Origin of the sequence: Achromobacter sp. JD-1 (assembly GCF_038594925.1) — a bacterium.
GTDB classification, from domain to species: Bacteria; Pseudomonadota; Gammaproteobacteria; order Burkholderiales; family Burkholderiaceae_B; genus Achromobacter; species Achromobacter spanius_C.
This window is the reverse complement of record NZ_JBCGCS010000005.1, coordinates 178,437-204,359: the sequence shown is the minus strand read 5'-3', so window position 1 is coordinate 204,359 and position 25,923 is coordinate 178,437. Positions and strand designations below refer to the sequence as shown.

General features: G+C 66.1%; 19 protein-coding genes. 7 read left to right on the top strand and 12 right to left on the bottom strand.

Annotated elements, in window-relative coordinates; translation table 11 throughout:
• The first annotated feature begins 92 nt into the window (after window positions 1-92).
• Window positions 93-1,628 (top strand): MocR-like pyridoxine biosynthesis transcription factor PdxR, encoded by a 1,536-nt coding sequence (pdxR, locus tag WBR68_RS10620; RefSeq protein WP_127185655.1) that lies wholly within the window; start codon window positions 93-95, stop codon window positions 1,626-1,628.
• Here the strand turns inward: pdxR and WBR68_RS10615 are convergent.
• The 5 genes from WBR68_RS10615 to WBR68_RS10595 all read right to left on the bottom strand — a co-directional run bounded on the left by WBR68_RS10615 (window position 1,625) and on the right by WBR68_RS10595 (window position 7,672).
• Window positions 1,625-2,833 carry a benzoate/H(+) symporter BenE family transporter gene (locus WBR68_RS10615; RefSeq protein ID WP_230694138.1) on the bottom strand — a complete coding sequence of 403 codons (1,209 nt, stop codon included), beginning with the start codon at window positions 2,831-2,833 and terminating at the stop codon, window positions 1,625-1,627. The genes pdxR and WBR68_RS10615 overlap by 4 nt on opposite strands.
• Before the next feature lie 159 nt (window positions 2,834-2,992).
• Window positions 2,993-3,637, bottom strand: a complete 645-nt coding sequence (locus tag WBR68_RS10610; protein WP_230694137.1) for a hypothetical protein — start codon at window positions 3,635-3,637, stop codon at window positions 2,993-2,995.
• Window positions 3,638-3,735: 98 nt separating this feature from the next.
• A complete protein-coding gene (locus WBR68_RS10605) occupies window positions 3,736-5,271 on the bottom strand; it encodes a fumarate hydratase (protein ID WP_127185652.1) in 1,536 nt (511 codons plus the stop codon).
• 12 nt (window positions 5,272-5,283) lie between these two features.
• Window positions 5,284-6,264 (bottom strand): Bug family tripartite tricarboxylate transporter substrate binding protein, encoded by a 981-nt coding sequence (locus WBR68_RS10600; protein ID WP_127185651.1) that lies wholly within the window; start codon window positions 6,262-6,264, stop codon window positions 5,284-5,286.
• A gap of 52 nt (window positions 6,265-6,316) precedes the next feature.
• Window positions 6,317-7,672, bottom strand: a complete 1,356-nt coding sequence (locus tag WBR68_RS10595; RefSeq protein WP_127185650.1) for a class-II fumarase/aspartase family protein — start codon at window positions 7,670-7,672, stop codon at window positions 6,317-6,319.
• Window positions 7,673-7,779: 107 nt separating this feature from the next.
• On the opposite strand from WBR68_RS10595, the gene WBR68_RS10590 reads away from it, so the two are divergent.
• A complete protein-coding gene (locus WBR68_RS10590; RefSeq protein WP_230694136.1) occupies window positions 7,780-8,532 on the top strand; it encodes a GntR family transcriptional regulator in 753 nt (250 codons plus the stop codon).
• 18 nt (window positions 8,533-8,550) lie between these two features.
• Here WBR68_RS10590 and WBR68_RS10585 read toward each other — a convergent pair whose 3' ends face one another.
• The 4 genes from WBR68_RS10585 to WBR68_RS10570 form a co-directional block, all read right to left on the bottom strand.
• Complete coding sequence (locus tag WBR68_RS10585) at window positions 8,551-9,204, bottom strand: LysE family translocator (protein ID WP_050445460.1); 654 nt, start codon at window positions 9,202-9,204, stop codon at window positions 8,551-8,553.
• Window positions 9,205-9,297: 93 nt separating this feature from the next.
• Window positions 9,298-10,290: a PDR/VanB family oxidoreductase gene (locus tag WBR68_RS10580; protein ID WP_230694135.1), complete on the bottom strand. Its 993-nt coding sequence runs from the start codon at window positions 10,288-10,290 to the stop codon at window positions 9,298-9,300.
• Window position 10,291: 1 nt separating this feature from the next.
• Window positions 10,292-11,359: an aromatic ring-hydroxylating dioxygenase subunit alpha gene (locus WBR68_RS10575; RefSeq protein WP_127185648.1), complete on the bottom strand. Its 1,068-nt coding sequence runs from the start codon at window positions 11,357-11,359 to the stop codon at window positions 10,292-10,294.
• Window positions 11,360-11,369: 10 nt separating this feature from the next.
• The gene (locus WBR68_RS10570) at window positions 11,370-12,527 is read right to left on the bottom strand and encodes an ABC transporter substrate-binding protein (RefSeq protein ID WP_230694134.1); all 1,158 of its coding nucleotides are present in this window, start codon (window positions 12,525-12,527) and stop codon (window positions 11,370-11,372) included.
• Window positions 12,528-12,635: 108 nt separating this feature from the next.
• Between WBR68_RS10570 and WBR68_RS10565 the strand changes: the two genes are divergently transcribed.
• The 3 genes from WBR68_RS10565 (at window position 12,636) to WBR68_RS10555 (ending at window position 16,292) form a co-directional block, all read left to right on the top strand.
• Window positions 12,636-13,559 carry a LysR family transcriptional regulator gene (locus WBR68_RS10565; RefSeq protein WP_198158129.1) on the top strand — a complete coding sequence of 308 codons (924 nt, stop codon included), beginning with the start codon at window positions 12,636-12,638 and terminating at the stop codon, window positions 13,557-13,559.
• Window positions 13,560-13,649: 90 nt separating this feature from the next.
• Complete coding sequence (locus WBR68_RS10560; protein ID WP_127185645.1) at window positions 13,650-14,468, top strand: glucose 1-dehydrogenase; 819 nt, start codon at window positions 13,650-13,652, stop codon at window positions 14,466-14,468.
• Between the two features lie 3 nt (window positions 14,469-14,471).
• Complete coding sequence (locus WBR68_RS10555; RefSeq protein WP_230694133.1) at window positions 14,472-16,292, top strand: glycoside hydrolase family 15 protein; 1,821 nt, start codon at window positions 14,472-14,474, stop codon at window positions 16,290-16,292.
• A 15-nt stretch (window positions 16,293-16,307) separates the two neighbouring features.
• Here the strand turns inward: WBR68_RS10555 and WBR68_RS10550 are convergent, their stop codons facing one another.
• Window positions 16,308-17,447 carry a GGDEF domain-containing protein gene (locus tag WBR68_RS10550; protein ID WP_050445453.1) on the bottom strand — a complete coding sequence of 380 codons (1,140 nt, stop codon included), beginning with the start codon at window positions 17,445-17,447 and terminating at the stop codon, window positions 16,308-16,310.
• Window positions 17,448-17,726: 279 nt separating this feature from the next.
• Between WBR68_RS10550 and WBR68_RS10545 the strand changes: the two genes are divergently transcribed.
• Entirely contained in the window at window positions 17,727-18,098 is a 372-nt protein-coding gene (locus WBR68_RS10545) for a response regulator (RefSeq protein WP_230694132.1), read from the top strand.
• An 8-nt stretch (window positions 18,099-18,106) separates the two neighbouring features.
• Here WBR68_RS10545 and WBR68_RS10540 read toward each other — a convergent pair whose 3' ends face one another.
• Window positions 18,107-21,520 (bottom strand): autotransporter domain-containing protein, encoded by a 3,414-nt coding sequence (locus WBR68_RS10540; RefSeq protein WP_230694131.1) that lies wholly within the window; start codon window positions 21,518-21,520, stop codon window positions 18,107-18,109.
• A gap of 327 nt (window positions 21,521-21,847) precedes the next feature.
• Here WBR68_RS10540 and WBR68_RS10535 point away from each other — a divergent pair, with 327 nt between their 5' ends.
• The gene (locus WBR68_RS10535; RefSeq protein ID WP_230694130.1) at window positions 21,848-23,647 is read left to right on the top strand and encodes a tetratricopeptide repeat protein; all 1,800 of its coding nucleotides are present in this window, start codon (window positions 21,848-21,850) and stop codon (window positions 23,645-23,647) included.
• 18 nt (window positions 23,648-23,665) lie between these two features.
• Here WBR68_RS10535 and WBR68_RS10530 read toward each other — a convergent pair whose 3' ends face one another.
• Window positions 23,666-25,777 (bottom strand): PIG-L family deacetylase, encoded by a 2,112-nt coding sequence (locus WBR68_RS10530; RefSeq protein ID WP_230694129.1) that lies wholly within the window; start codon window positions 25,775-25,777, stop codon window positions 23,666-23,668.
• Window positions 25,778-25,923 lie beyond the last annotated feature (146 nt).

The window sequence follows — 25,923 nt, the reverse complement described above, 5'->3', positions numbered from 1 at the left end:
GCTGGGCGGTAGGGCGGGAAGTACGCTGCGCCATGATCCGATGGCCGGCGGCGGGGTAAAGTTGACGCCTTTTCCCCGATTGGCACCCAGGCATGGCAACGAGACCGCACCCTACGGTAAAAACGTTTGAGCTCGACACGCTCAAGATGCGGATGGGCGACGCCGAGTTTCAGCGTCTGGACCTGCACCAGCGCATCCAGCGGGCCTTACGCGCGTTGATCCTGGACGGGGCCTTGGGCGCGGGCGTGAAGCTGCCCGCCACGCGCGGGCTGGCGCTGTCCCTGGGGGTGGCGCGCGACACCGTCGAGAACGCCTATGTGCAGCTACACCGTGATGGCTACATCGTCCGGCGCGAAGGCTCGGGCAGCTACGTATCCGACACGGTGGGCGCGGTGCTGCAAGGCGCGGCGGGCCGGCGCATGCCGCCGCGTCGCGTTGCCGGCGCGCAGACTCCGGCAGCACTGGCTGGATCCGGCCTGAGCCAGCGCGGCAAGAGAATCCATGACAGCGGCGGCGTGGCGGACTACCAGGCCGTCAAGGCGTTTGCCACCGGCCTGCCCGAAACGCGCACGTTTCCCACTGATGTCTGGGAGCGTTTGCAGCGCCAGGTCGTGAAGGACCACCGCGCCAGCGCGTTGCTGCATGGCGACCCGCAAGGCGCGGAACCACTGCGCCGCGCGATTGCCGCTTATCTGAACCTGGAGCGCGGCGCCAGGGTGTCGGCGGACCAGATCCTGGTGTTGAGCAGCACCCGGCAGGCGCTGTACCTGTGCGCGCAATTGCTGGTGGACGCGGACGGCCCCATCCTGATGGAGAACCCCGGCTACTTCGGCGCCCGCAAGGCGTTCGAAGCCGCGCAAGCCCGAGTTGTGCCGATCGACGTGGACGCCCAAGGCATCCGCATGGACCTGCTGCGCCAGGACCAAAGCGGCGCTCGTTGCGTTTACGTGACGCCGTCGCATCAATATCCCACGGGCGCCACCTTGTCGCTGGAACGCCGGCTGATGCTGACGCACTGGGCCCATGACCACGGCAGGTGGATCATCGAAGACGACTACGACAGCGAATTCCACTACGACGGCGTACCCACGGCCTGCGTGCAGGGGGTGGACCCGTTTGAACGGACCTTGTATCTGGGCACCTTCAGCAAGACGCTGTTTCCCGGACTGCGGATGGGATACATGGCGTTGCCGCGCGAGTTGGTCAGCGCCTTCGCGCGTGCGCGCAGCATCATGGACGGCCACACGCCGCAGGTACAGCAACTGACGCTGGCGCGCTTCATGGAAGACGGCCACTACAACGCGCATGTGCGCGCGATGCGCAAGCTGTATGCGGCGCGCCGGGCATGCATGCTGGAGGCGATTGGCCGGCATCTGGCGGGCATCGCCACCGCGGTGAAGCCGCCGGGCGGACTACAGGTGCCGTGCTTGTTGCAGCCGGGATGGTCCGAAGCCAAGACCATCCGGCAAGCGGCCGACGCCGGCCTGGTGCTGCCGGGCATCAGCCGCCTGTATGCGGGCGCGGAGCGTCTGGAAGGATGGCTGTTGGGGTATGCGTCGCTGGCGGAGCACGAGATTGAGGCTTCGGTGCTGCGATTGCGAAACGTCTTGACCGCCCGCCGCGCCTAGGGCTTTGCCGTGCTGCCGACCAGCGTGCGGTGCCCGCCATGGATCAACAGATGCGCGGTCAGGCCGGCCACCAGCCCCCAGAACGCACCGCCTACGCCCAGCATGGTCACGTTCGCGGCGGTAGCCAGGAAGGTGATGAGCGCGGTCTCGCGGGTGCGGGCGTCGGCCATGGCATTGGCCAGGCTGCCGCCGATGGCCCCCAGCAAAGCAAGCCCGGCCAGCGTGGTGATGAACGCCTTGGGCAGCACCATGAACAGCGTGGCCAGCGTGACGCCGAACGTGCCCACCAGGATGTAAAACACGCCGCACGCCAGGCCCGCGATGTAGCGTTTGCGCGGATCTTCATGCGCGTCGCGACCCGTGCAGATGGCGGCGGTGATTGCGGCCACATTGAAGGCGTGCGCGCCAAACGGAGCCATCAGCAACGAGCCCAGCCCCGTGGTCACCAGAATCGGGTTGGCGCTGGTCTTGAAGCCGTCGTTGCGCAGCACCAGCATGCCGGGCATGTATTGACCCGTCAGCGTAATGATGAACAAGGGCAGCGCCACCCCCAGCAAGGCATTGAGCGAAAACCGGGGCATCTCGAATACCGGCGTGGCCAGGCTCAGGTGGACGGCGGAAAAGTCGATGCGGCCTTGCAGGATCAGCATCGCCAGCCCGATCACCAGTATGCCGACCACGGCGAAGCGTGACGTGAACCGCTTTAGCAGCGCGTACGCAATCACCAGCACGATCACCAGCAGCGGGTCGACGCTGGCGCCGCCAAAGGCATTGACCCCGAACTGAAGCAGAATGCCCGCCAACAGCCCCGCCGCGATGCCGCCCGGAATCAGGCGGACCAGCTTTTCAAAGGCGCCTGACATCCCCAGCACCACGAAGCCCAGCGCGGAAACGATGTAGGCGCCGATGACTTCGCCATACGGCGTGAACGGCATCACCGTGGCCAGGAACGCCACGCCCGGCGTGGACCAGGCCGTGATGATCGGTTCCTTGTAGCGAAAGCTGAGCCACGCACCCGTGACGCCCACCCCCACGGAAACCGCCCATACCCACGAAGCGGTCTGCCCCGGCGTCAACCCAGCCAGTTCGGCCGCCTGGAACACCAGCACGAACGTGCCGCCGTAATTCACCAGCACGGAAATAAGCGCCGCGACGGTCGGCGAGAAAAAGTCGGCGGCGCGCAGGCCGGCCGGCGATGGGTTCATGAAATCACTCCACACTTTGAAAGGCACCCGGCCGGCATCCAAAAGATTGCCGGCCGGGACGCGAAGCGGAAAGTGTAGGGTGAGGGTGGCTGGTCTATTCAGGCCACATTTTGGGGTGCCACCAGACCACTTTTTTGGCAGCGCGGTATGGGCTGCGCGCTATTGGCAGCGTTGTGTCGGCAAGCCGTAGCCGATCGTGATGGCGTTGACCGGCACGTCCTTGAACGCGGCCGCCGCAGCGTCGTCGAAGCGGGTTTCGCAGTTGAACTTGGTGTTCAGCACGTAGTCCTCGCCCACGGCCTTTTTCATCTGGGCTTCCCATTGGTCGGCGGCGTCCAGTGCCTTGTCGCCGGCCAGCACCATTTCCATCAAGACTTCCATGCCGCCCGACGAGCGCGGCGCCGTCCACAGCGCGAAGGCCGACGGGTCCGCCGCGTTGCCGCACTGCGTCAGGCAGTCGGCCGTGTAGCGCTGGCCCCGGCCAAATACGCCAGGGGTGATCGTCTGCCCGGCGCGGGGCGCATCTTCGCCGATGAAGCTGCGCAGGTCGGCCTCGCAACCCTTGGCCAATTCCATGCGCAGCGCGGACACTTTGCCGTTGCCGATGGTCGCCGTGATCTGGCAGTTCTGCACCACGAAAACGTGGTCCTTGCCGGAGGATTCGCGGGGCACGCCGGCGATCGACTCAAAGTAACGCTGATCCGTGCCCAACATGGCGCCGTTGAAGACTTCCTTTACCGTCGCCGCCTGTGTAGCGCCTGCGCCGGCAATCAGAATACCCAGGGTCAAGGCCTTCAGTTTCATACGAGTGACACTCCGTGGTGATGGGGCGCGAGCCGTGCGGCTTGCCTGCTTCGGCTGCCTGCTCCGGCTGCATGGATCGGCATGCTGCCACAAAGTGTTTACCGCTGCACCTCAATGTGGATGACCGCATGCGTGGTTCGGCCCAAGGCATCCACCGCAACCGTGACCGGCATGTCGCGCACGTCGAATTCGTGGATGGCCTCCATGCCCAAGTCCGCGAACGCCACCACGCGGGACGACGTGATGGACCGCGCCACCAGATAGGCGGCGCCACCGACCGCGCTCAAGTATGCGGCGCCATGCTGTTTGATGGCGTCGATGGCTACCTGGCCTCGTTCCGCTTTGCCTATCGTCACCAGCAGTCCGGTGTCCGCCAGCAGTTGCGGCATGAACTTGTCCATGCGTGTGGCGGTGGTCGGCCCGGCCGGCCCCACGGCTTCGCCGGCCACGGCGTCAACCGGCCCCACGTAGTACAGCGCGCGACCGCGCAGCGGCACCGGCAAGGGGGCGCCCTGGTTCAGCAGGTCGGCCATGCGTTTGTGGGCGGCGTCGCGCCCCGTCAACAGCTTGCCCGACAGCAACAGCGTTTCACCGGCCGCCCAGGTGGCGACTTCGGCTTGTGTGAGGGTGTCCAGGTTTACCCGTCTGCCTTCCTGCGTGGGCAGCGCGTCCGGGATGCCGTCCCAGGTTGCTGGGTCGGGCGGCGGGAACCGCGCGGGTCCGGCAGCGGGCATGTCGAAGGACACAAAGCGCGTGGCGGCGCAGTTGGGTACCAGCGCCACCGGCAACAACGCGGCGTGCGAGGGCGCGGTGGCGACCTTCACGTCTAGCACCGTGGTGTCGCCGCCCAGGCCCTGCGCGCCGATGCCCAGCGCGTTGACCCGTTGGTAGACCTCGATGCGTAGCTGTTCTTCGGGCGTAAGGGCGTCGGGTTTGCCGGTCTCGGGCTTGCCGGCGCCGCGCGCCAGCAATTGCGCCATGTCGATGGGCGCAAACAAGGCGCGCTTGGCCAGGGCAACCGCCTGTTCAGGCGTGCCGCCGATGCCCAGGCCGAGCACCCCGGGCGGACACCAGCCCGCACCCATGCCCGGCAATTGCGACACCACCCAATCCGCAACGGAGTCGCTGGGGTTGAGCATCGCGTAGCGCGTCTTGGCATCCCCGCCGCCGCCCTTGGCGACGACGGTCAAGCGTAGTTCCTCGCCCTCGACCAGGTCGACTTGCAGGACAGCGGGCGTGTTGTCGCGGGTGTTGCGGCGTGCGCCGAGCGGGTCTTGAATCATCGACGCGCGCAGTGGGTTGGTGGCGCAACCGTAGGCGCGGGCGACGCCTCGGTTGACGATGGTTTGCAGGCTGGGCGTGGGGCCCGGGCCGTCATGCTGGATGCGTACATCCATCCCCATGCTGACGTAGATGTGCACCACGCCCGTGTCCTGGCAGACGGGTCGGCGGGCTTGCGCGCTGAGCTTGCTGTTGATCAGCAGTTGCAGCAGCGCATGGCGGGCCGCCGCCTTGCTTTCGACCGTGTGCGCCGCCTTCAGGGCTTGCACGAAGTCCGCCGGATGCGTGTGGCTGATGGCCTGCAACGCGTCGGCAATACTCGATTCAATATCCGTGGCAGCGACGACGCGCATGATGGCTCATCCTTACTGCAAGGTGATGCCGGCTTGCTTGATCACCTGCGCCCAGCGTTTTCCTTCGTCGGCGGTGAACTGCTGGAAGGCGGCGGGCGCGTACTGATCGGCAGGCAGCAGCTTGATGCCTTGTTCCACCATCTTTCCGGTGAACGTGGTGTCGGCCAGCGCCTTCTGCCAGGCTTGGTACATCGTTTGGACCACCTTGTCGGGCGTGCCCTTGGGCGCATACAAGCCGTACCACGTGGACACCTGGAAGTTCGGTATCGCTTTTTCCGCCATGGTGGGCACGTTCGGAAACTGCGGCATGCGCTCAGCGGAGGTCAGGCCCAGCGCCCGAACCTTGCCGCCCTGCGTCTGCGGCAACGCCGTATTGGTCTGGTCGAACATGGCATCCACTTGATTGCCCATCAGGTCGTTGAGCGCCGGCCCCGCGCCCTTGTAAGCGATAGGGGTGACGGTGATGCCGGCCTGGCTGGTGAACATGGCCGCCACCAGGTGCGACGTAGACCCCACGCCCGCATTGCTGAAGTTGAGCTTGCCGGGATGCTGCTTGCCGTAAGCGATCAGGTCCGACACGGATTTATAGGGCGACGATTCTCCCACCAGCAGCACCAGCGGCGTGTCGGGAAAGCGGAATACGGCCTGGAAGTCTTTTACCGGGTCGTATTGCAAACGGGCGTAGAGGGACGGCGCCGCCGCCATGTAGCCGATATGGCCTACCAGGAAGGTGTAGCCGTCGGGCGCGGATTTGGCGGCCTTGGCCGCGCCGATGGTGCCGCCCGCACCGCCCACGTTCTCAACCAGGATGGTCTGCTTCAGTTCTTGCGCAACGCGGTTCGCCACGTTGCGCGCCATGGCGTCGGTGGGGCCGCCCGCCGCAAAGGGAACGATCCAGGTAATGGCCCGGGAAGGGTAGTTGTCTTGCGCTTGCGCGCCCATCGGCAAGGCGAACGCGCCCGCGACGGTCAATGCCGCCATCCAGTTCTTCATGACTTGTCTCCGTTGTGCTGCTGTCTTTTTATGAATCAGAAAAGGCTGCCTTTCAGGCTGGCCCGGTGTAGGGGTGGGCCAGCACCTGGTCCACCATCTTGGGGGCAGCCCCCAGATAATTAGCGGGGTCGCACAGGTGTTCGATGGCGTCGTCGGCCAGGCGCTGGGTGACCCGCGCATCTTTTTTCAGCACATCGGCCAGGCGGCCGCGCGTGGTGGCGGCGATGCGGCAGGCGTCATACACGATGTCGTGCGCGGTCTGGCGGCCGATGTGCGGGGCCAGGCCCATCATCACGGCTTCGGCCACGATCAGTCCGCCGGACAGGTCCAGGTTGCTTGCCATGCGGGCCGTGTCCACTTCCAGCCCGCCCAGCATGAAGCGCGCCTGATGCAGCGCGCCCGCGGTCAGCACAAAGGCTTCCGGTACGGCGGACCACTCGATGTGCCACGGTCCCGTGGCGCGTTCAAAGTCTTGCAGCATGGCGTCCAGCGCCAGGCCGGCATGCTGGCGCACCGTCTTGGACGCGCTCCACATCAGTTCGCACGAGATCGGATTGCGCTTTTGAGGCATGGTGCTGGACGCGCCGCGACCCTTCACGAACGGCTCGAAGGCTTCGCCCAGTTCGTTCGTCATCATCAGCATGATGTCCACGGCGATCTTGCCGAGCGAGCCGGCGACCAGGGCAAGAAATTGCACGGTCTCGGCCAAGCCGTCGCGGGCCACGTGCCAGGTGATGGGGGTGGCGCCCAAGCCCAGTTCCTGCATCAATGCCGCATGCACCGCCAAACCCTGTTCGCCCAGCGAGGCCAGCGTGCCTGCCGCGCCGCCAAACTGGCCGATCAGCACGCGCGGCCGCAGTTGCGCCAGCCGCTCGCGATGGCGGCGCACCATCAGCAGCCACACGGCGGCTTTGTAGCCGAAGGTGATCGGCAGCGCATGCTGCAAGTGGGTACGGCCGGCCATCGGCGTATCGCGATACCGCAACGCCAGCGCATCCAGAATGCCGTCCAGTGCCGCCAGATCGTCGTCGATGATTGTCAGGGCATCGCGCACCTGAAGCACGGTGGCGGTGTCCATGATGTCTTGCGTGGTCGCGCCCCAATGCAGGTATTCGCCCTCCGCGCCGCACTGGCGCGACAACTGGTGTACCAGCGGCAGGATGGGGTAGCCGACGATCTCGGTTTCGGCGCGAAGTTCGTCCATGTCCAGGGCGGCGGCGTCGGCGCGCGCTTCGATGGCATCGGCGGCCGACACGGGGATGATGCCCAGCCTGCCTTGCACGCGGGCCAGCGCCACTTCCGTTTCTACATAACGCCGCACGGTGGCGGCGTCGTCAAACACCGCGCGCATCGCGGCGGTGCCGAACATGTTTTTGAACAGGGTGGATTCAAGGACGGAAACCGGCATAAATGTACGCTCTATAAAAGTTGTACGTACATTTAAGCAGGCGCAAAAGGGAACGTCAACGCCGGGGATTACCCGTAGAGCCGGGTGGCGCCGGGGCAGCAGATAGAATGCGGGGTGTCGTCATTTCGCCCCTTGCCATGTCCATCACGCTGTACACCCGTATCTCGGAAGAATTGGCGCGACGCATCGCGGCCGAGGTCTATCCCGTGGGCACGGTATTGCCCGCCGAGAACGCCCTGGCCGAAGAGTTCGAGGCCAGCCGCCATACCGTCCGCGCCGCCCTGCGCCAGTTGCAGGACCTGGGCCTGATCGCGCGTCGTCGGGGCAGCGGCACGGAGGTCATTGCCGCCCGCTCCAAGGCCGGTTTCAGCCAGTCGCTGCGTTCGCTGGAAGACCTGGTGCAACTGGCCGCGCGCACGCCGCGCAGCATCCGGCAGATTCAGGAAGTGGTGGTGGATGTGGAACTGGCCGTGCGGCTGGGGGTGGGGCCGGGCACTCGGTGGTTGAAGTTCTCATCCACGCGCGGTGCCGAAGGGCAGCCGCCGGTCGTGTGGACCGAACTGTACGTGGACGCGCACTACAAGGGCGTGCGCAAGCTGGCGCGGGAACATCCCGACCGCCTGGTGTCGGAACTGATCGAAGAGCATTACGGCAGGCGCATCGCGTCCGTCGAGCAGACGATATCCGCCTGCGCGCTGCCTGCGGCCGTGGCGCGTGAACTGGACGTGGCGTCGGAATCGCCAGGCCTGTTCATCCTGCGGCATTACAAGGACCAGGCCGGCCATATTGTCGAAGTGTCCTGCTCGCACCATCCAGCCGGCCGCTACGAGTTTTCGACGACGCTGATCCGCGAGAGCTAGCGTCGTCCGCAGTCTCGATTACTTCTTGCCGTTGTTGCCCGCCAGTGCCGCCGTGATGCCCAGGCCAATCAGCATCGCGCCGCCTACATAACGTTCAAAGTGCAGGTAGGCGCGGCTGCGGCGCAGCCAGCGGCCCGCCGCGCTGGCTGCCATGGCATAGCAAGCGTCGCTGAGCAGGCCCAGCAAGACAAACACCAGTCCCAAAAACACCACCTGCGAGGCCACGTGCCCACGGCTGACGTCCACGAACTGCGGCAGGAACGCCAGGAAGAACAGGGCCGTCTTGGGGTTGAGCAGGTTGACGATGAAGCCGTCGCGAAACATGCGGCCATAGCGGCGTGACTTGGTCGGTGCATCCAACGTGGCGGGAGCGGGACGCGTCAGGATTTTTTTCAATCCAAGCCAGATCAAATATGCCGCGCCCGCGTATTTCACGATGCTGAACGCCAGTGCGGAAGATGCCAGCAGGGCGGACAAGCCCAGCGCCGCCGCCAACACGTGCACCAGCGTGGCCGTGTGGATGCCCAGGTCCGACACCAGCCCCGCCTTGCGGCCTTGTTCTACCGACTGGGTAATGATGTAGAGCACCGCCGGGCCGGGAATGGCCAGCAAGACCAGGGCGGCGCTGATGAACAGCGTCAAGTCGGCGGTACTGGGTATCACGAATTCCATGGCTGGCGCTCCGAAATCGGGGTGGAAGAGGGTGCATTACTGTAGCGCGGCGCGACCAATACGCAACAGGATTTTGTCGCAGTCCGCCTGCCTCTAGATATCCAGTTCCAAAACGCCGCTTGCCCGGGATACGCAGATCATCATGCAGGCGCCGCCCTCGCGTTGCGCATCACTGAGGACGTAGTCGCGATGGTCGACGGCACCCGACAGCACCCCCGCTTCGCAACTGCCGCATAGCCCTTCGCGGCACGCATGCGGCCACGCGATGCCGGCGTCTTCCAGCACTTCAAGCACCGATTTGTCGGCCGGTACGGTGTATTGGCCGCCTGATCGCGCCAGGACAATTGTGAAGGCACCGACACCGTGGGATGCTGGCTCGCCCGTGTTGGTGGCGCCGGTGGACATGGCGCGACCGGCCAGGTCAGGCGCCGAAAATCTCTCGGTATGAAAATGCGCCCCGGGCACATGCCGTTCAGCGCAGGCCCGACCCACTGCGTCCATCAAGGAGGCCGGCCCGCAGCAATAGACGTGCGACGCGGGGCGCGAAACCCGTTCCAGATACGCGCCGACATCACAGCGCACGCCGGCCTGCTCGTCGTCCATATGCAGGTGCACCTGATCCGGGTATGGCGCCAGATCTTCCAGGAAGGCCGCGTGCTGTCGGCTGCGCGCGCAGTACAGCAAGGTCCAGGGTTCGCCGCGACGCTCGCACGCCAGGATCATGCCCAGGAAGGGAGTGATGCCGATACCGCCGGCAATGAATACATGCGCCGCTGCCTGAGCGTGCAGGCCGAACCGTTGGCGGGGCTCGCCCACGCGCAGGGTGTCGCCCACCCGCAGCGCGTCGTGGATATGGCGCGAACCGCCCCGGGACGCCGGCGCCAGGGCCACGCCCAGGCGGTAATGGTCGCGCTGGGCGGGGTCGCCGCACAGCGAATACTGGCGAATCAATCCCTTGCCCACGTCCACATCAATATGCGCGCCGGCCTCATAGGCGGGCAGGTTGGCGCCATCTTCGTTACGCAGCAGCAGGCTCACAACGCCTTGCGCCTCGCGCGTGATGTGCTTGACGATCAGGGGCCGCATGTCAGGCCACTTCCTGGGCGGTGGCGATGGGGATGACGGCGGGCGCGGCTTGCCGCTCTTCTTCCACGCGCCGGGACACCACCCAACGGAATTGCGACAAGGCGGCGTCGATCGACAGCGGCACCATCTTGAAGTCGGGGGCCAGCGCCAGCGACCGCTGCTGCGCGGTGATGATGTCCCGGTCTTCGTCGAACGCGGTGACGACGCTTTGGTGGATGGACGCGGTGACCTCGGGGCGGTCGATGGCAAAGTTGTGCGGGTGCGCAAAGAAATAGTGCGTGGACGATTCGGTCTCCGGGGTCAGCGCCTGGCAACCGCGAAACTCGGCGGCGTCGACGCGGTGGCCTTCCTGCGCGCCGGTGCCCGTGGGCGCCATGCCCGAGTCCATGACCAGGATGCCCGGAATGGTGAAGTTATAGATGTTCCAACGGTCGACGCGGCCGGGCCAATCCTTGACCTTGGCGGCGAAGGCGGGCGCCTCGGTGTTGATCGTCCAGCGCGTGATGCGCACGCCGTCCTGCAGGCGTTCCACTTTGGGCGACACCGCGGCATAGTCTTCGCCGCCGCCCAGGGTAGTGGGGTGCACGAAGGGCAGATGCGAGAAATCCAGCAGGTTGTCGGCAATCAGCAGGTAGTTGACGTCGTAGTGGATGTAGCCGTCCTGGCTGCGCCAGTCAGGGTGATCCAGCCATTGCGTGTCGGGAATCAGCGAGGTGTCCGCGCGCTCGGGGTCACCCATCCAGATCCAGATCCACCGGTGCTGTTCGACCACCGGGAAGGTCCGTACCCGCGCCTGCGGCGGAATGCGGGCTTGCGCGGGCGCTTCCACACAGGCGCCTGTCGCGTCGAATTTCAGGCCGTGATACATGCAGCGCACGCAATCGCCTTCGCGTCGCCCGACGGATAGCGGCGCGCCGCGATGGCAGCACCGGTCTTCCAGCGCCACGACCTCGCCCGCGCGGTTGCGATACATAAGCACGGGAACGCCGATGAGGGTGCGCGCGAACAGCCCGTCGGCGCTTACTTCCTTGTCCCAGGCGGCGACATACCAGGTGTTTTTGATGAACATCGCGTGACTCCTATTGCACGTAGCGCCAAGCGCCATTCTTGATTTGCACCATGACGGCGGCGCGCGCGTCGTACCCCACGTGATCGGTGGGCGACATCGTGGAAACGCCTTGCGACGTGACGGTGTCGCGCGTGCCTTCCAGCGCGTCGCGCAACGCCAAGCGGAATTCAGCCGTGCCGGGTTTTGCGGTGCCCAGCGCCGTCTTCAACGCGCGTTGCAGTACCAGGCTGGCGTCCCAGGCGTTGGCGGCGAATACCGACATGGAGTCCTTGCCATAGGTGGATTCGTAGCGCTGGGTCAGGTCCATGGCCACGGCGCGAATGGGGTTGGCGGCGTCCAACTGGCTGGCCACAACCACCGGCCCCACGGCGAACAAGGCGCCTTCGGCGTCCTTGCCGGCAATGCGCAGGAACTCGCGGTTGGCGATGCCGTAGGTTTGGTAGATGCCGCCTTGATACCCGCGTTCACGCAGGGATTTTTGCGGCAGCGCGCCAGGCGTGCCCGACGCGGCCACCAAGACGGCATCCGGCCGCGCGCCCAACAGCTTCAAGGTTTGCGCGGTCACGCTGGTGTCGGTCTTCACATAGCGTTCGGTGGCGACCAGTTTGATGCCGGCCTGCTCGGCCTGCTTGCGCGTCTCGGCCAGCCAGCTATCGCCATAGGCGTCGGCAAAGCCGATGTAGCCCAGCGTCTTGACCCCGTTTTTCTGCATGTGGGCAAGGGTGGTGGCGACCATCAGATTTTCGTTCTGGATCACCTTGAACACCCAGCGCCGTTGCGCATCCATCGGCTCGATGATCTTGACGCTGGCGGCCAGACTCAGCAGCGGCACTTGTTTTTCCAGCGCGATGGGCACCAGCGCCAAGGTAGACGGCGTGACTGAGGTGCCGAGGATGACGTCAACCTTGTGTTCGTCGACCAGCCGCCGGAAAGCCCGCGCGGCCTGGGTGGTGTCGGACGCATCGTCCAGGATGGTGTAGCGGATGGGTTCGCCGTCCAGTTCGCGCGGCAGCAGGTCGATGGCGTTCTTGGCGGGGCCACCCAATGAGGCGGCGGGCCCGGTCAACGACAGTACGACGCCCACGCTGATATCAGCCAGGGCGGGGCGACAGGTGAGCAGGGCGCAAGACAGCAGCGCCCCGGATATGAGGCGTGTATGGGATATCAAAGTGTGTCTCCTCGTTGGGGAACGCCGATCTGCGCGGCGCTTGACATCAAGATAGGCAGGCGCGGAATATGCGTCAATGTCATTGCTCGAATACTGGAAATGCATGCCATGCATAACGACAAGCTGGACTTGAATCTGCTGGCCGTCTTTGACAGTTTGCTGCGCGAGCGCAGCGTGACGCGCGCGGCGGAACAACTGGACCTGTCGCAAAGCGCGATGAGCCATGCGGTGAATCGCCTGCGTGTGTTTTTTGACGATCCGCTTTTTGTGAAGACGGGGCAGGGCATGTTGCCCACGCCCAAGGCCGAAAGCCTGGCGCCCACGGTGCTGGACCTGATGGCCACGATACGGGCGCAGGTGCTGTCCCAAGCACAGTTCGATCCGGCCGTGGCGCGGCGCGCCTTCACGCTGTGCATGACGGACATGGGCGAGCTGGTGTTCCTGCCGCCGTTGATCAAACGGCTGCGCAAGCTGGCGCCGCATTGCACGCTGCGATCGCGCCAGGTTCCGCTGCCGCAGATCGAACCCCTGCTTGCTTCCGGCGAGGTGGATCTGGTGCTGGGGTCGCTGCGCGCCGCGCCTTCCGGGTTGTTTCAGCAACAGTTGTTCATGCACAAGTTCGTGACGCTGGTCAGCGTGAAGAACACCGAAGTGGGCGATGTGATGACGCTGGAGCAATTTCAGCGCATGCCGCAGATTGTGGTGACGCTGGCGGGCCGCTCGTCGGAAGCCTATGACAGCGCCATTGAAGAGCAGGGCATCACGCGCCACATCTACTTGTCGACGCCACACTTTCTGGTGGTGCCCCTGTTGATAGATCAGCATCCCGATTTGATCGCGACCGTGCCGCAAGAGCTGGGCAATGTCTTTGCCGGCTATGGGTCCGTCAGGGTGCTGGAGCCGCCGCTGCCGCTGCCATCCTTCGCGCTGCGCCAGCATTGGCACCCGCGCTTTCATCAGGACCCGGCCATTGTGTGGCTGCGGGAGCTGGTGAAGGAAACGTTCGATGCCTATCCCCAGATGGAAGCCTAGCGTCCGACACTACGCTGTGCACAAGTGGGTTGAACCGCACGCCGCTCCGGGACTAAGCTGGCCGCTTGAACTTCGACAGCGGAGAACAACATGCGGCATGCAGTGGATCTGTCTGGGCGCGTGGCGATCGTCACGGGCGCGAATTCCGGCATCGGGCGTGGCATTGCCCTGGCGCTGGGGGCGGCGGGGGCGCGGGTGGTGGTCAACCACCGGCCAAATGAAGATTCCGCGCGGCGCGGGGCCGAGGTGGTGCAAGAGATTGTCAGCGCGGGCGGGCAGGCCATTGCGGCCCCGGCCGACATCAGCCGCGAAGACGACGTCGAAAATTTGTTCCGCCTGGCGTCGGACCACTTTCAGACGGTGGACATCCTGGTCAACAACGCCGGCATTGAACAGCCCGCCGCCATTCAGGACATGACGCTGGCGCAGTGGCAGAAGGTGATCGACACCAACCTGACCGGCCAGTTTCTGTGCGCCCGCGCGGCGGCGCGGATGTTCTTGAATCGGACGCCACCGCCACCGGCAGGTGAAGCCGCCGGAAAAATCATCTTCATCAGTTCGGTCCATGAAGTCATACCGTGGGCGTTCCAGTCGAACTACGCGGCGTCCAAGGGCGGTGTGTCCTTGCTGATGCAGTCGCTGGCGCAAGAGCTGGCGCCGATGAAGATCCGTGTCAACTCGGTAGCGCCGGGCGCCATCCGCACGCCCATCAATGCACCCGCCTGGAACACGCCCGACAGCATGAAGGAATTGCTCAAGCTGATTCCGTATGGACGCATTGGCGAACCCGAGGACGTGGCGCGCGCGGTGGCCTGGTTGGCCAGCGACGATTCCGATTACGTCACGGGGTCCACCTTGTTTGTTGACGGCGGCATGACGCTGTATCCCGAATTTCGCGGGGCGGGCTGAGCCATGTCCAAACCCATCGAAGACTATGGCTTGATCGGCAATATGTTGTCGGCCGCGCTGGTGGCGCGCGACGGCTCGATAGATTGGCTGTGCCTGCCGCATTTTGATTCCCCCGCGTGCTTCGCCGCCCTGCTGGGTAACGACAGCCACGGCTGCTGGCTGCTTGCGCCCGATGGCGCCGACCACACCACCACGCGTCGCTATCTGCCCGACACCGCCGTGCTGGAGACGCGCCATGAAACGCCTGGCGGGGTGGTGCGCGTCTACGACTTCATGCCGCTTAGCGACGACGAAGAGCGCGTGGACGTGGTGCGTATCGTGCAAGGCGAGTCCGGCCAGGTGGACATGCGCATGGCGCTGACCCTGCGCTTTAACTACGGGCAGGCGGTGCCCTGGGTGCGGCGCCGCGATTACGGGCTGAGCGCCATCGCCGGACCGGACGCCGTCGAACTGCACACGGCCGTGCCGCTGCAAGGGCGCGACATGAAAACCGTGTCGGACTTCACGGTGCGCCAAGGCGAAACCGTGCCGTTCACCTTGTCGTACCACCGATCGCACAAGACGCCGCACTTTGTGCCGGATCGCATGGAAAGCATGGAGCGCACGATTGCGTGGTGGCACGAATGGGCCAAGCGCTGCCATTGGGGAAACGGGCCGGGGCAGCGGCGTGACGCGGTCGTCAGGTCGTTGATCACGCTGAAGCTGCTGACGTTTCAGCCCACGGGCGGCATTGTCGCCGCGCCCACCACGTCACTGCCCGAGCAATTGGGCGGCAGCCGCAACTGGGACTACCGGCATTGCTGGCTGCGCGACTCTGCATTGACGCTGTATGCGCTGCTTAACGCCGGCTACCGCGAAGAGGCCGAGGCGTGGCGGCAATGGCTGTTGCGCGCGGCGGCGGGGCACCCCAACCAATTGCAGATCATGTACGGGATTGCGGGGGAACGCTGGCTGCCGGAACACGATATTCCCTGGCTGCCGGGTTACGAGGGCAGCAGGCCGGTACGGCTGGGCAATGGCGCGGCGGGGCAGATGCAGTTGGACGTTTATGGCGAATTGATCGAGACGCTGCACGCGGCCCGCGTGGCGGAACTGGCGCCGCTGGCCGAGGCGTGGCGCATGCAGAAGGTGTTGCTCACGCCGTTGGAAGAGCTGTGGCGTCAACCTGATCACGGCATCTGGGAAATGCGGGGGCCGACGCGCGCGTTCACGCATTCGCGGCTGATGTGCTGGGTGGCGCTGGACCGCACCGTGAAGTCCTGCGAGCGCTTCGGCCTGGAAGGGCCGGTGGACCGCTGGCGCGCGCTGGCCGACGAGATCCGCCACGACATCTGCACGCGTGGCTACGACGCGCAGCGCAACACCTTCGTGCAGTACTGCGGCGGCACGGCGTTGGACGCCAGCCTGCTGCTGATTCCGCAAGTGGGGTTCCTGCCGGCGGACGATCCGCGGGTAACGGGTACGGTGCAGGCCATTGAACGCGAGTTGCTGCGCGATGGCTTGTTGCTGCGCTATTCCACGGAGCACAGCGACGATGGGCTGGCGGGTGATGAAGGTGCGTTTTTGGCGTGCAGCTTCTGGCTGGCCGATGCCTACATCATGCAGGGCCGGCTGGATGACGCGCATCGCCTGTTCGACCATCTGCTGTCGCTGCGCAATGATCTGGGGCTGCTGGCGGAAGAATACGACGTGGTGCGCAAGCGGCTGGTGGGCAATTTTCCGCAAGGGTTTTCACACATCGGCCTGGTCAATACCGCCTATAACCTGAGCGCCGCGGGCGGAACGGCGCACCAGCGTTCGTTTCGGGATGCGCCGCTGGGGTAGGGGCGGGCTTGCCGCTCAAGCCGCCACTTGATTGCGGCCCGCGCGCTTGGCGGCGTAGAGTTTTTCATCCGCGCGGCGGAACAACGATTCCCAGTTTTCCGCGCCGTTCGCGGCGGCCACGCCCAGGCTCATGGTGACGGGCGTGGCCTGGTCGGGGGCGCGCACGGTGTCGGCCACGGCGGCGCGCAATCGTTCGGCGCAGCGCCAGGCTTCCTGGAAGTCGGTGGCGGGCAGGTAAACGGCAAACTCTTCTCCGCCTATCCGCCCCAGCACGTCGCGCTTGCGTACCGACAGGCCCAGCACGCGCGCCACCTCCTTGAGCACCGTATCGCCGCCGCCATGGCCGTACACGTCATTGATGCGCTTGAAATGGTCGACGTCGCAGACGATCAGCGCGGCAGGGTCTGGGCCGCCTTGTTGAAGGGGCCGCAGGCGCGATTCGAAGCCGCGTCGGTTCAGCAAGCCGGTCAACCAGTCTTTGTCGCCTTCATGCCGCACCTCTTCGATGGTGTCGGCGGCAATCGCCAGCAACAGCGTAATCGCCAGCCCCACACTGAAGACGGCAAGCGACAGTTGCAGCCACTGCCAGAACGGGGAATCGGCGAAAGCCAGCGGCCCGCTGGGCGCGTGCGCGCCGATGCTCAATAAGGTGCGCGGTAAAAAATGCAAGCCGAACGCCAGCAGGACGACAAACAGCGCGGTGTCGATCCGCCTGCCCGTGGCCGCCTTCCGCATGCGCAGGGCGGCCACGCACAGCAAGCCGCCATAGCCGATGTTCAGCACATACACGCGCACCAGCAAGTTGCGGTCGACGTAGAAGAAGTACCAAAGCGCCACCATGATGGCCGCGCAGAAGATGGCATAGACACGCCACGGCAGCGCTCGGCCTGCCCGTTTCAAGATGCCTTGCGTGGCCGCGCAGACCGCCGCCGTGTACAGCAGGCCCGACACCAGCGCGTTGGCGCCCGAGTCGCGCGGCACATACAGAATTTGTGACACCGCGCCCGCGGCAAACAGCGCGCAGCCGGTCGCCAGATGCAACAGGTAGGTGCGACGCCGGTAGACGCACCAAATGCCAATAAAGGTAATGGCGAAGATCAGCACCAGCGTCGGGGCGATCAACGACAGGGTGATTCGAACCTGCGATCCAACCATAGATGTGTCCTGATGTGCTGGCACGGGGTGTCGACGCGCCCGCCGAGCCGTTTCGTCCCGATACAATTCCTTCAAACATGAACGACGCGCATGCCCTAGGATTCCGCCTTATACCGCCCGTCGTCCTGCGCTTTCCGCGTACGCTTGAAAGCGCCCAAGGTCCATGAAGCGACGCAGGTGCTTTTCTGCCCCCAGCCGTTGCGCCTTCCTGAAAGGGCGCTGGCGACCTGGCCCGGGCGACCAAACATACCAACGCCGCGCCATGTGGCATTGAACACCATGACGAAAATTCTTGTTGTCGACGATCAGCCCGTACTGATCGAGATGTTGAGCGAGTTCCTTGGCGGCGAAGGGTACGAGGTAACGACGCACACCGACGGCCTGACCGCGCTGCAACAGATGCTGGCGGTGCGCCCGGACCTGGTGATTACCGATTTCTCCATGCCGGGCATGCACGGCGGCGCGCTGTTGACCGCCATGCGTGAAAACGCCTACCTGAGCGACACCCCCGTGCTGGTGCTGAGCGGCCGCCCCGAACACGAAGTGGGCGCGGCCTGTGTAGGTTATGCGGCGTATCTGCAGAAGCCGGCCGAACCGGCCGAGGTACTGCAAACCGTGCGCCGGCTGGCGCCCGCGCCGCACCTCGCCTAGCACGTCGATCAGAAGCGGTAGCGCACGTCCAGCGTGCCGATGTTCTGGCGGTTGCCGTCGCCGAACTGCCCGCCGTAGCTCACGCCCACCGTGGTGCGCTTGCTGACGGCAATGCCCACGCCCAGTTCCACCACCACCGCATCGCGCGCGACCGGCGTGCCGGTTGCCGTGAACGAATCTCCCCCTTGCGCAAAAGCCAGCACGCTGGCCGGGTTCAGGTCGCCAAAGGCGTGGCGCCAGCCCAGCGTGCCGCGCGCGTAGCCGCGTGCGCCCGCGCTGTCGAACGTGGTCAGCGCATGCAGCCCCAGCGTGGTGGTGGTGATGTCGTTGCGGCTGCTTTGGCCGCGCAGCGCCGCGTCACCACCTGATTCCGTAAAGCCGCGCGTGCGCAGGTCACTGTAGTTGGCGGCGATGAAGGGTTCCAGCGTCAGGTGCTCGTTGACGGGCGCGGCGTAGCCGAGTTCAGTGAAGAACTGGCTGGTGCTGGCGCCGTAGCTGGCTTTCAGGGTCTGGTCGAGTCCGGCGGCGGCGGTGCTGCGTTGGGTGTCCACATCGTGCCAGGAGTAGGCCGCGCCCAGGCTGAGGTTGATCTTGCCCGGACCCGCATCGAACGCCTTGCCGCCGTATACCGCGATGCTGTAGCTGTCGGTCTCGGCGCTTGAGGCGCGTTCACGGGTGCGGCTGTCGCTGTTGGCGTAGCCGACCGCGCCACCCAAGCGCCAGCCCCCGCCCACGGCCACGTCGCCGCCGATGGTGACGCCGGCGTCCGATTGGGTCGTCTTGGCGCTGTTGCTGTCGCCCGCCAGCGTGGTCCATTTGCCGAAGACCTGGGTCCACAAGGGTTGCGCGGCCGACTGGGGCAACGAGGCCGCGTCGCCCATGCCCAGTTGCGCGGTGGGCGCGCCGGGAACCTGGCCAGCGTTAAGGTTGGCGTGCAGGCGCGTCATCGGCATTTGCGTGAACGAGCCGCTTACGTTCTGCAGCACCGACACCGTGCTGGCGTGGGCTTCGCCGGACAGCGCATCGAACGCTTCGGGTGGCGCGCCGTTGGGCAGGTTCAGGATGTGCCGGTAAAGCGCGCTGTTGGTGGGCAGGCTTTGCAGTGCGCCAGCCACGGATCGCTGGTTGCCGGTGACGGCCGCATCGGCGAATTCGATGGGGCGCGAGCCGCCACCGTCCGCGGGCACGTCCTTCAAGTTCACCACCAGGTCAACCCGATTGCTGTCGTAGGACAGCGACGGCGTCAGAAACGCCAGGTTGCTGGAGACGGTGTCAAAGCGGCCTTGCACGCCGTTGTTCGCGGACAGGATGGTGTAGGTGGTGGAGGCCGCGTAGTTGCCGTTTTCACCCACCTGCACGACCGAGCCACCCAGGTTGGCGGTGCCGGCCACCTGCACGCTGCTGTTCTGCCCGTTGGCCGTGCTGGTGACGCGGTACGTGGAGCCGGGTTGGAAAGTCAGGTCGCCCGACAGCGTCATGCGGCGCTGCTGCGTGGTCGCGTTGCCCGGCGACAGCGTTGCACCCGAACCCACGGTGACGCTGTTCAAGCCGCCCGCGCCGGCCAACGTCGTACCCGTTGCCGCCAGCACGCTGCCGCCCAGTTTTCCGTCCACTTGCAAGGTGCCCGCCGACAACTGCGTGATGCCGGTGTAGGCGCTGCTGTCGCCGGTCAGGACCAGTGCGCCCGCGCCCAGTTTGCTTGTGCCGCCCGCGCCGGATATCGCACCCGCGTAGACGAGGTCGTCCGAACGGTTGAAGACCAGGCTGCCCTGGTTGGCGATGTTGCCGGTGATGGACCCGATGGTGCCGCCATCGCCCACTTGCAGCGTGCCCGTGTCGATCAGGGTGTTGCCCGTAAAAGTGTTCTGGCCGGTCAGCACCAGCGTGCCCGCGCCGGCGTGGCGCAATTGGCCCGCGCCGCTCACCGCACCGCCGAACACCACGCGGTCGCTACGGTCAAAGGCCAGTGTGGCGCCGCTGGCGATATTCACGTTGCCGGCAATGCTGCCCGACACGGCGCCGTCACCAACCTGCAAGGTGCCCGCGTTGATGAGCGTCACACCGGTATAGGAATTCGTCCCGATCAGCGTCAGCGTGCCCGCGCCTTCCTTGGTCAAGCCGCCCGAGCCGGACAGGTTGCCCGACAGGGTGAAATCGTTTGCCCCCGTCGTGCGCAGGCCCTGGGCGCCCAGCACGATGTTGTTGGCAAGCGTCTGGCCGCCCATGGCCAGGGCGATGGCGCCGCCGTTTGCCCGGATCTCGGCGGTGCCCAACACACTGCCGTCGGCTAGGTTGGCCTGGCCGCCATTCAGTTCCGCGACACCGCTGCTGTTCAGCAACACGCCGTCCAGGTTCCACGAGCCGCTATTGACCCGCAAGACGTCAAAGTTGATGTATGTGTTGCCCGATATGGACATGACGCCGCCGCCGGTGCCGACGCCGACGCCGGCCGAGGGCAATACGTTTTGCAGCACCAGCGTGTCGCCCGCGCCCGTGCCGCCATCCACCGTGCCGGGCGGCGCAAAGCTCAGCCCCGGTATGTCGGCCACGAACCAGTCTGCGATGGCAAGGCCGGTGCCTCGCGCCAGGTACGAACCCGACACTGCCGTGTAGGTGTTGTTGCCGCCTTGCCCCAGCGACACGCCACCCAGGATGGTGCCCGCGTTCACAAAGCTGTGGCCCACGCCCGGCGTGCCGGTCGCCTGGAAACCGATCCGTCCCGTGATCGTGCCTTGATTGACGAAGTCCACGCGGCCGCCGCCATATGCGGCGATCACCGGCATGTCCGCGTTTGACGTCGACATGCCGGCTCTGGGCGAGCTTTGGATGATGCCCGCATTTGTCAGATGGCTGACCCCGCCCGTACCGTTCTGCACGGCCAACGCCAGACCGGCCAGGCTGGGCAGCGGGCTTATCGAATCCACCACGCCGCCCAGCGTGCCCGACGCCAGGTTCGAAATGTGGATCGTGCTTGCGGACGCATTGCCCACCACCAGCCCAGACGAGGCGCCCGTCGATGCACCAAGCAGATTGGCGTCGATGCGGCCGGCATTGCTCAAGGTGATATTGCTGCCGGTCAGGCTCATGGCCGTGCCGCCGGTCGTGGGGTCAACGCCGACCGTGGCGCCAAGCTCCACGGTCACATCAAGCAGGTTGGCATTGCTGGCAAAGCCGGGCGCGCCGGGATCGGCCGCGCCCGTGCACGTGACGGTGACGTCGACAACCGAACAGGCCGCCTGCACCGCCGCGCTGACGCCGCTCAGCCCAAACGCCAGCGCCAGCCCGGCCGCGTAACGCGGCATGCGCGCCGCGACATTGCCCTGCGCGGATGAGCGCCCGCCGCGCGATTGCGTGGCCAGTTCCGACGCCGCCTGCCAGACGCGCAATTTACGATTCCATACCAGCCGGTAAATGTGATTCAAAATGCGGTCCTCCAAGGGGGGGCGGACATTCCTCGACGCGTCAGAAAAAAACGCGCGTGTGTCCGACGCCCGCATCAGGGGGGCAGAGGAGGTTTCGGGAATGGCTTATCAGTGGGCGGGAAAATTCCGCGTCATTAATACCGTATTTGCCGTTCTGGCATTTGCTTGAAAAAGTGGTGTTTTTGCCTGCTGATATCGATTTATCCCCCCTTGCGCAAGCGGCGAGCCGCACGGGGACTGGCTCTGCGGCTGATGGCGAACGTTCGGTGCCGCTGCGGGGATAATCAAGCTTTTCCGATTCGGGCGCGCCGCCGCGGCGCTGACATCTTGGCCAAGCAAACCCCTTCCTCTGTTGCGCCATTGACCGTTTCCGCCGCGTTGAGCCAGGCGTATGCGCACTGGAACGCGGGCCAGGCGCCAGAAGCCGAGCAGCTCTGTCTGCGGGTATTGGACGTGGCGCCGGACCAACTCGATGCCCGGCACCTGTTGGGCTTGATGGCCCACGCCTATGGCTTGCCGAAGGTGGCGATCGAGCATCTGCGCGTCGCCTGCCGGTCGCCGCTTGCGCCCGCCAGCTATCACGGCAACCTGGCTGAAATCTGCCGCCGCCAGGGCGCGCTGGCCGAAGCGGAAAGCGCGGCAAGGCGCGCGGTGGCGTTGGCGCCTGACGAGGCGCAGGGCTGGAACAACCTGGGCATCATCCTGCAAGAGGCTGGCCAACTGGTCGACAGCCTGGACTGCCTGCGGCGCGTGGCCGCGATCCTGCCCGACAGCCCCGAGGCGCACAACAATCTGGGCAATACCTGCAAGCGTCTGGGCGACAACGCGCAGGCGCTTCTGCACTATGGCCGGGCGCTGGCGCTGAATCCGAACTACGCGCAAGCCCTCGGCAACATGGCGGTGGCCTTAAGCGATGATGGCCAACATGACGCGGCCTTGGCCACGGCGCGCCGCGCCATCGACATCGACCCCTTGATGCCGCAAGCGCACCAGAATCTGCGGCAGATCGAGCTTGCGCGCGCTGCGGCGATGGGGGCCGAAGGCACCCGTGCCGGCCCACCCGCGCAAGCCGAGTTGGCGCAAGCTCTGGCACAGGCGCGACGACAGGCGCAGGCATTGCGCAAACAGGGCAAGCTGGACGAGGCCCGCGCGCTGCTTGAAAACCTGGTGCAAGCCACGCCTGCCGATGCCGGTGCGCGCTTCGACCTGGCCGAGGTCGCGCTGCAGCAAGGCGACTTTGACACCGGCTGGCGCGAATACCGTTTTCGCTACCAGATGCCGCATACCACGATGCTAGGCCGGCCGATGCACAAGCCGCGTTGGGAAGGGCAGGCCATTCCCGGCAAAACCCTGCTGATCCATGACGAACAAGGCTATGGCGATACCTTCCAGTTTCTGCGGCTGCTGGCCTGGGCGCGAGAGCGCAGCGGGGCGCGGGTGGTGTTGGAGGTCAATACGGAATGCCATGCGCTGGCCGAACGCGGTGGCGGCCATGATCAGATCATTCGGGCGGGCACGCTGCCGCCCGCGTTCGACTTTCATTGCGAATTGATGAGCCTGCCGCTGGCGCTGGGCCTGCGCCTGAACGACCTGCCGGTGCGCACGGCCTACCTGCGCGCCGACCCGCTGCGCGTGGCGCACTGGCGCGAGCGCCTGGCGGCCTTGCCGCGGCCCTGGGTGGGGCTGGTGTGGGCCGGCAGGCCCAGTCATCCAAACGACGCGGAACGTTCCCTGAACCTGGCCGACCTGGCGCCACTGGCTCAAGCGCAGGCCTCCTTCATCAGCCTGCAAAAAGGCCCGGCGGCGGCGCAGGCAGCCATGCCGCCGCCCGGCATGGCGCTGGTGTCTCCAAGCGATGGCATCCAGGACTTCGACGACACCGCCGCCTTGATCACGCTGCTGGACGTGCTGGTGTCGGTTGATTCCGCGCCGGCGCATCTGGCTGGCGCGCTGGGCTGCCCGGTGTGGGTCATGCTGCCGTTTGCGCCGGACTGGCGCTGGCTGCAACACCGCGCCGACACGCCCTGGTATCCGTCCATGCGGCTGTTTCGCCAACCCGAGCCCCACGCATGGGGCCCGGTGTTGGACGAGGTTGCCGCCGCGCTGCGTGGCGGGCATTTCACTTAGGATTTCGGACCCTTCCTGCTAGCGCGTGGCGGTGCGCGATGCCTGCGTGGGCATGCGTTCCACCGTCAGCGTGCCGCTGTCGTTGGCCGAGGGACGCACCACGACGGTATTGCTTGCGGCATTCGCGCCCAGGTTGGGCAGGTCGGCCGGGCGTGCCGCCATCGCGGCGAAGGGGCCGCCGCCGCTGCCCGGCACGCCGTCCAGCGTCAGGCGTTCCGCCCAGGCGCCATTGCGGCGTGACAGCACTTGATAGCGTTGCGGGCCGCCCGCGCTGCGGGCCACGACATAGACAACGCCGTCGATGATGTTGAGCGCGGGCGGCGAGGCCGCGTCGGCGTCCAGCTTGATGGGTATGCCGCGCTCGACCAGCCAGAGCGGGCCGCCCGCGCGTTCCAAGAGCGCCAGCATCACGTTGCCGCGTGCGTCGGCCTGGATGGCGGGGCGTCCGATGAAGGGCAGGCCCAGGTCGGTGGGGGGGCTCCAGTCCATGTTCAGGTCGGTGGTGTCGCCGGTTTCCACCAGCTTGGTCAGATGGTTGTCGCCGCGTTCGCGGAAATAGAGTTCGACGCGGTCTTCCTGGTTGCGGATGGCGGCCAGGCCGCCCGCGGTGATCGGCGCGGCTACCGGGCGCCAGGCTTGCCAGGGGGCCTGCTTGCCTTGCGAGGCGGGCAGTTGACGGGTGTAGAACAGCTTGCCCTGGGCGGTGTTGGCGAAGACCACGTAGCGCCCGTCGGCCCCGCGCGCGGCGGCCGGTGCGCCGGTGACGCCGTCCAGCGCCGGCAGGGCCTGCCAGGTGCTCCAACTGCCATCGATGCCGGACGGGGCAATCCAGTGCAGCAGGCCGTCATAGCCCAGCGCCACGGCGGCGGCTTCGCCGCGCGGCGCCACGGCCGGAATCTGCGTCACGCGCAGGCCGCCCAGCGCTTGCCAGCCCTGCCAGGTGCCGTCGTGGCGTTGCTTGTTGGCCCACACGCCGCCCAGCGGATCGCGCGCCATCAGGCCGGCCGTGCCGTCGGCATGGGCAAACGAGACCACCGGGCCGGTGGTGCGCCCGCCCAGGCTTTGCCAGCGGCGTTGGCCAGAGTCCCAGTGGCTGACGGCGGCACTGGTTTCTCCCGCCGCAAATACCACCAATCCGCCGCGCCCGTCCGGGTACAACTGCGGCGCGATGTCCTGGCGCGATACGTAATAGGCGCGTTGCACCCAGGCGGCAGCGGGGCCGGCCGGTTCCTTGCAGCCGGTGGGGCCGGCGCAATAGTGGTAGTCGTTCCAGGCGTAGTGCTGGAAGATCACCGACTTGCTGGCGATTTCGGAATCGGCCAGGTTGGTGGCGCGTTCCTGGCTGGGGTAGTCGATGTAGCCGGTTTCGGCATAGTTGCCGGGCACGCGCAGCATGGCCTCGCGCGCCAGCCTTGCGCTGGCGATGTGGTCGGGGTGCCCATGGCCCGCGCAGCGCCAGCACAATTGCGTGTACGGCACGGCGATGGTGTCGTCCAGATGGCGCACGGTGGTTGGCGCATATTGGCGGATCAGTTCGGCCAGGGTGTCGACCAATTGCTCGCGCGAGTAGGTTTCGGCATAGGGACCCAGCGTATCGACGTCATGGCCGGGTTCGGATTCCGTGCGGCTCAGCGGCGTCAGGCTGCCCCAACCCTTGCCCAGCCATGGGTCCTTCAAGCGCATGTGCCACAACTGCACGCGCGGATTGTCTTGCAAGGTGAAGCGCGCAATCTGGCGGCCGGCGGCAATGCCGGTGTCGGCCTTCCAGACGTCGGGCTTGTGTGCCATGTAGGCGTAGGCCGCGCGCACGCCGCGTTCGCGACCCAGCATATAGGGTTCGCCTTCACCGGCGTCGCTGGCGGTCAGGTAGACGACGCGCACGCAGCCGCCCGCCTCGACGTTGGAGGCGATGTCGGGGTTCATGAACAGCAGGTCGTCATCCAGATGGGCGACGAAAGCCAGGTCTTTGATGCCGTTGCATTCGGCCAGCGTGGGCGGGGCGGCCCGTGCCGGAGCGGGAGCCAAGGCCAGGGCGGCAAAGAGCGCGGCGGCGAGGGCGGCAACGAGGGGGCGGGCGGTGCGGAAAAACGCCCGGGATAGCGGGCGCGGCATGTCCATCAAGGCGGGCATAAAAAGGCGCAGCGAGGGCGCTGCGCGGCAAGTAACTTAGGGTTGGAAAAGCGGGTCGGAAACACCGCGTGGGGAAAAGTATAGCGGCGGCGGCTGACACGTAGCCCGTGGCGCACGCAGCGGCGGCAGAGGGAAATCAGGGACGT

Coding starts and splice junctions, on each gene's coding strand:
- WBR68_RS10550 (WP_050445453.1), bottom strand. CDS start 17,447: ATGGTTGGATCGCAGGTTCGAATCACCCTGTCGTTGATCGCCCCGACG.
- WBR68_RS10590 (WP_230694136.1), top strand. CDS start 7,780: ATGCGGGGTGTCGTCATTTCGCCCCTTGCCATGTCCATCACGCTGTAC.
- WBR68_RS10605 (WP_127185652.1), bottom strand. CDS start 5,271: ATGCGCGTCGTCGCTGCCACGGATATTGAATCGAGTATTGCCGACGCG.
- WBR68_RS10615 (WP_230694138.1), bottom strand. CDS start 2,833: ATGAACCCATCGCCGGCCGGCCTGCGCGCCGCCGACTTTTTCTCGCCG.
- WBR68_RS10600 (WP_127185651.1), bottom strand. CDS start 6,264: ATGAAGAACTGGATGGCGGCATTGACCGTCGCGGGCGCGTTCGCCTTG.
- WBR68_RS10530 (WP_230694129.1), bottom strand. CDS start 25,777: ATGCCCGCCTTGATGGACATGCCGCGCCCGCTATCCCGGGCGTTTTTC.
- WBR68_RS10580 (WP_230694135.1), bottom strand. CDS start 10,290: ATGCGGCCCCTGATCGTCAAGCACATCACGCGCGAGGCGCAAGGCGTT.
- WBR68_RS10575 (WP_127185648.1), bottom strand. CDS start 11,359: ATGTTCATCAAAAACACCTGGTATGTCGCCGCCTGGGACAAGGAAGTA.
- WBR68_RS10565 (WP_198158129.1), top strand. CDS start 12,636: ATGCATAACGACAAGCTGGACTTGAATCTGCTGGCCGTCTTTGACAGT.
- WBR68_RS10560 (WP_127185645.1), top strand. CDS start 13,650: ATGCGGCATGCAGTGGATCTGTCTGGGCGCGTGGCGATCGTCACGGGC.
- WBR68_RS10595 (WP_127185650.1), bottom strand. CDS start 7,672: ATGCCGGTTTCCGTCCTTGAATCCACCCTGTTCAAAAACATGTTCGGC.
- WBR68_RS10585 (WP_050445460.1), bottom strand. CDS start 9,204: ATGGAATTCGTGATACCCAGTACCGCCGACTTGACGCTGTTCATCAGC.
- WBR68_RS10610 (WP_230694137.1), bottom strand. CDS start 3,637: ATGAAACTGAAGGCCTTGACCCTGGGTATTCTGATTGCCGGCGCAGGC.
- WBR68_RS10555 (WP_230694133.1), top strand. CDS start 14,472: ATGTCCAAACCCATCGAAGACTATGGCTTGATCGGCAATATGTTGTCG.
- pdxR (WP_127185655.1), top strand. CDS start 93: ATGGCAACGAGACCGCACCCTACGGTAAAAACGTTTGAGCTCGACACG.
- WBR68_RS10545 (WP_230694132.1), top strand. CDS start 17,727: ATGACGAAAATTCTTGTTGTCGACGATCAGCCCGTACTGATCGAGATG.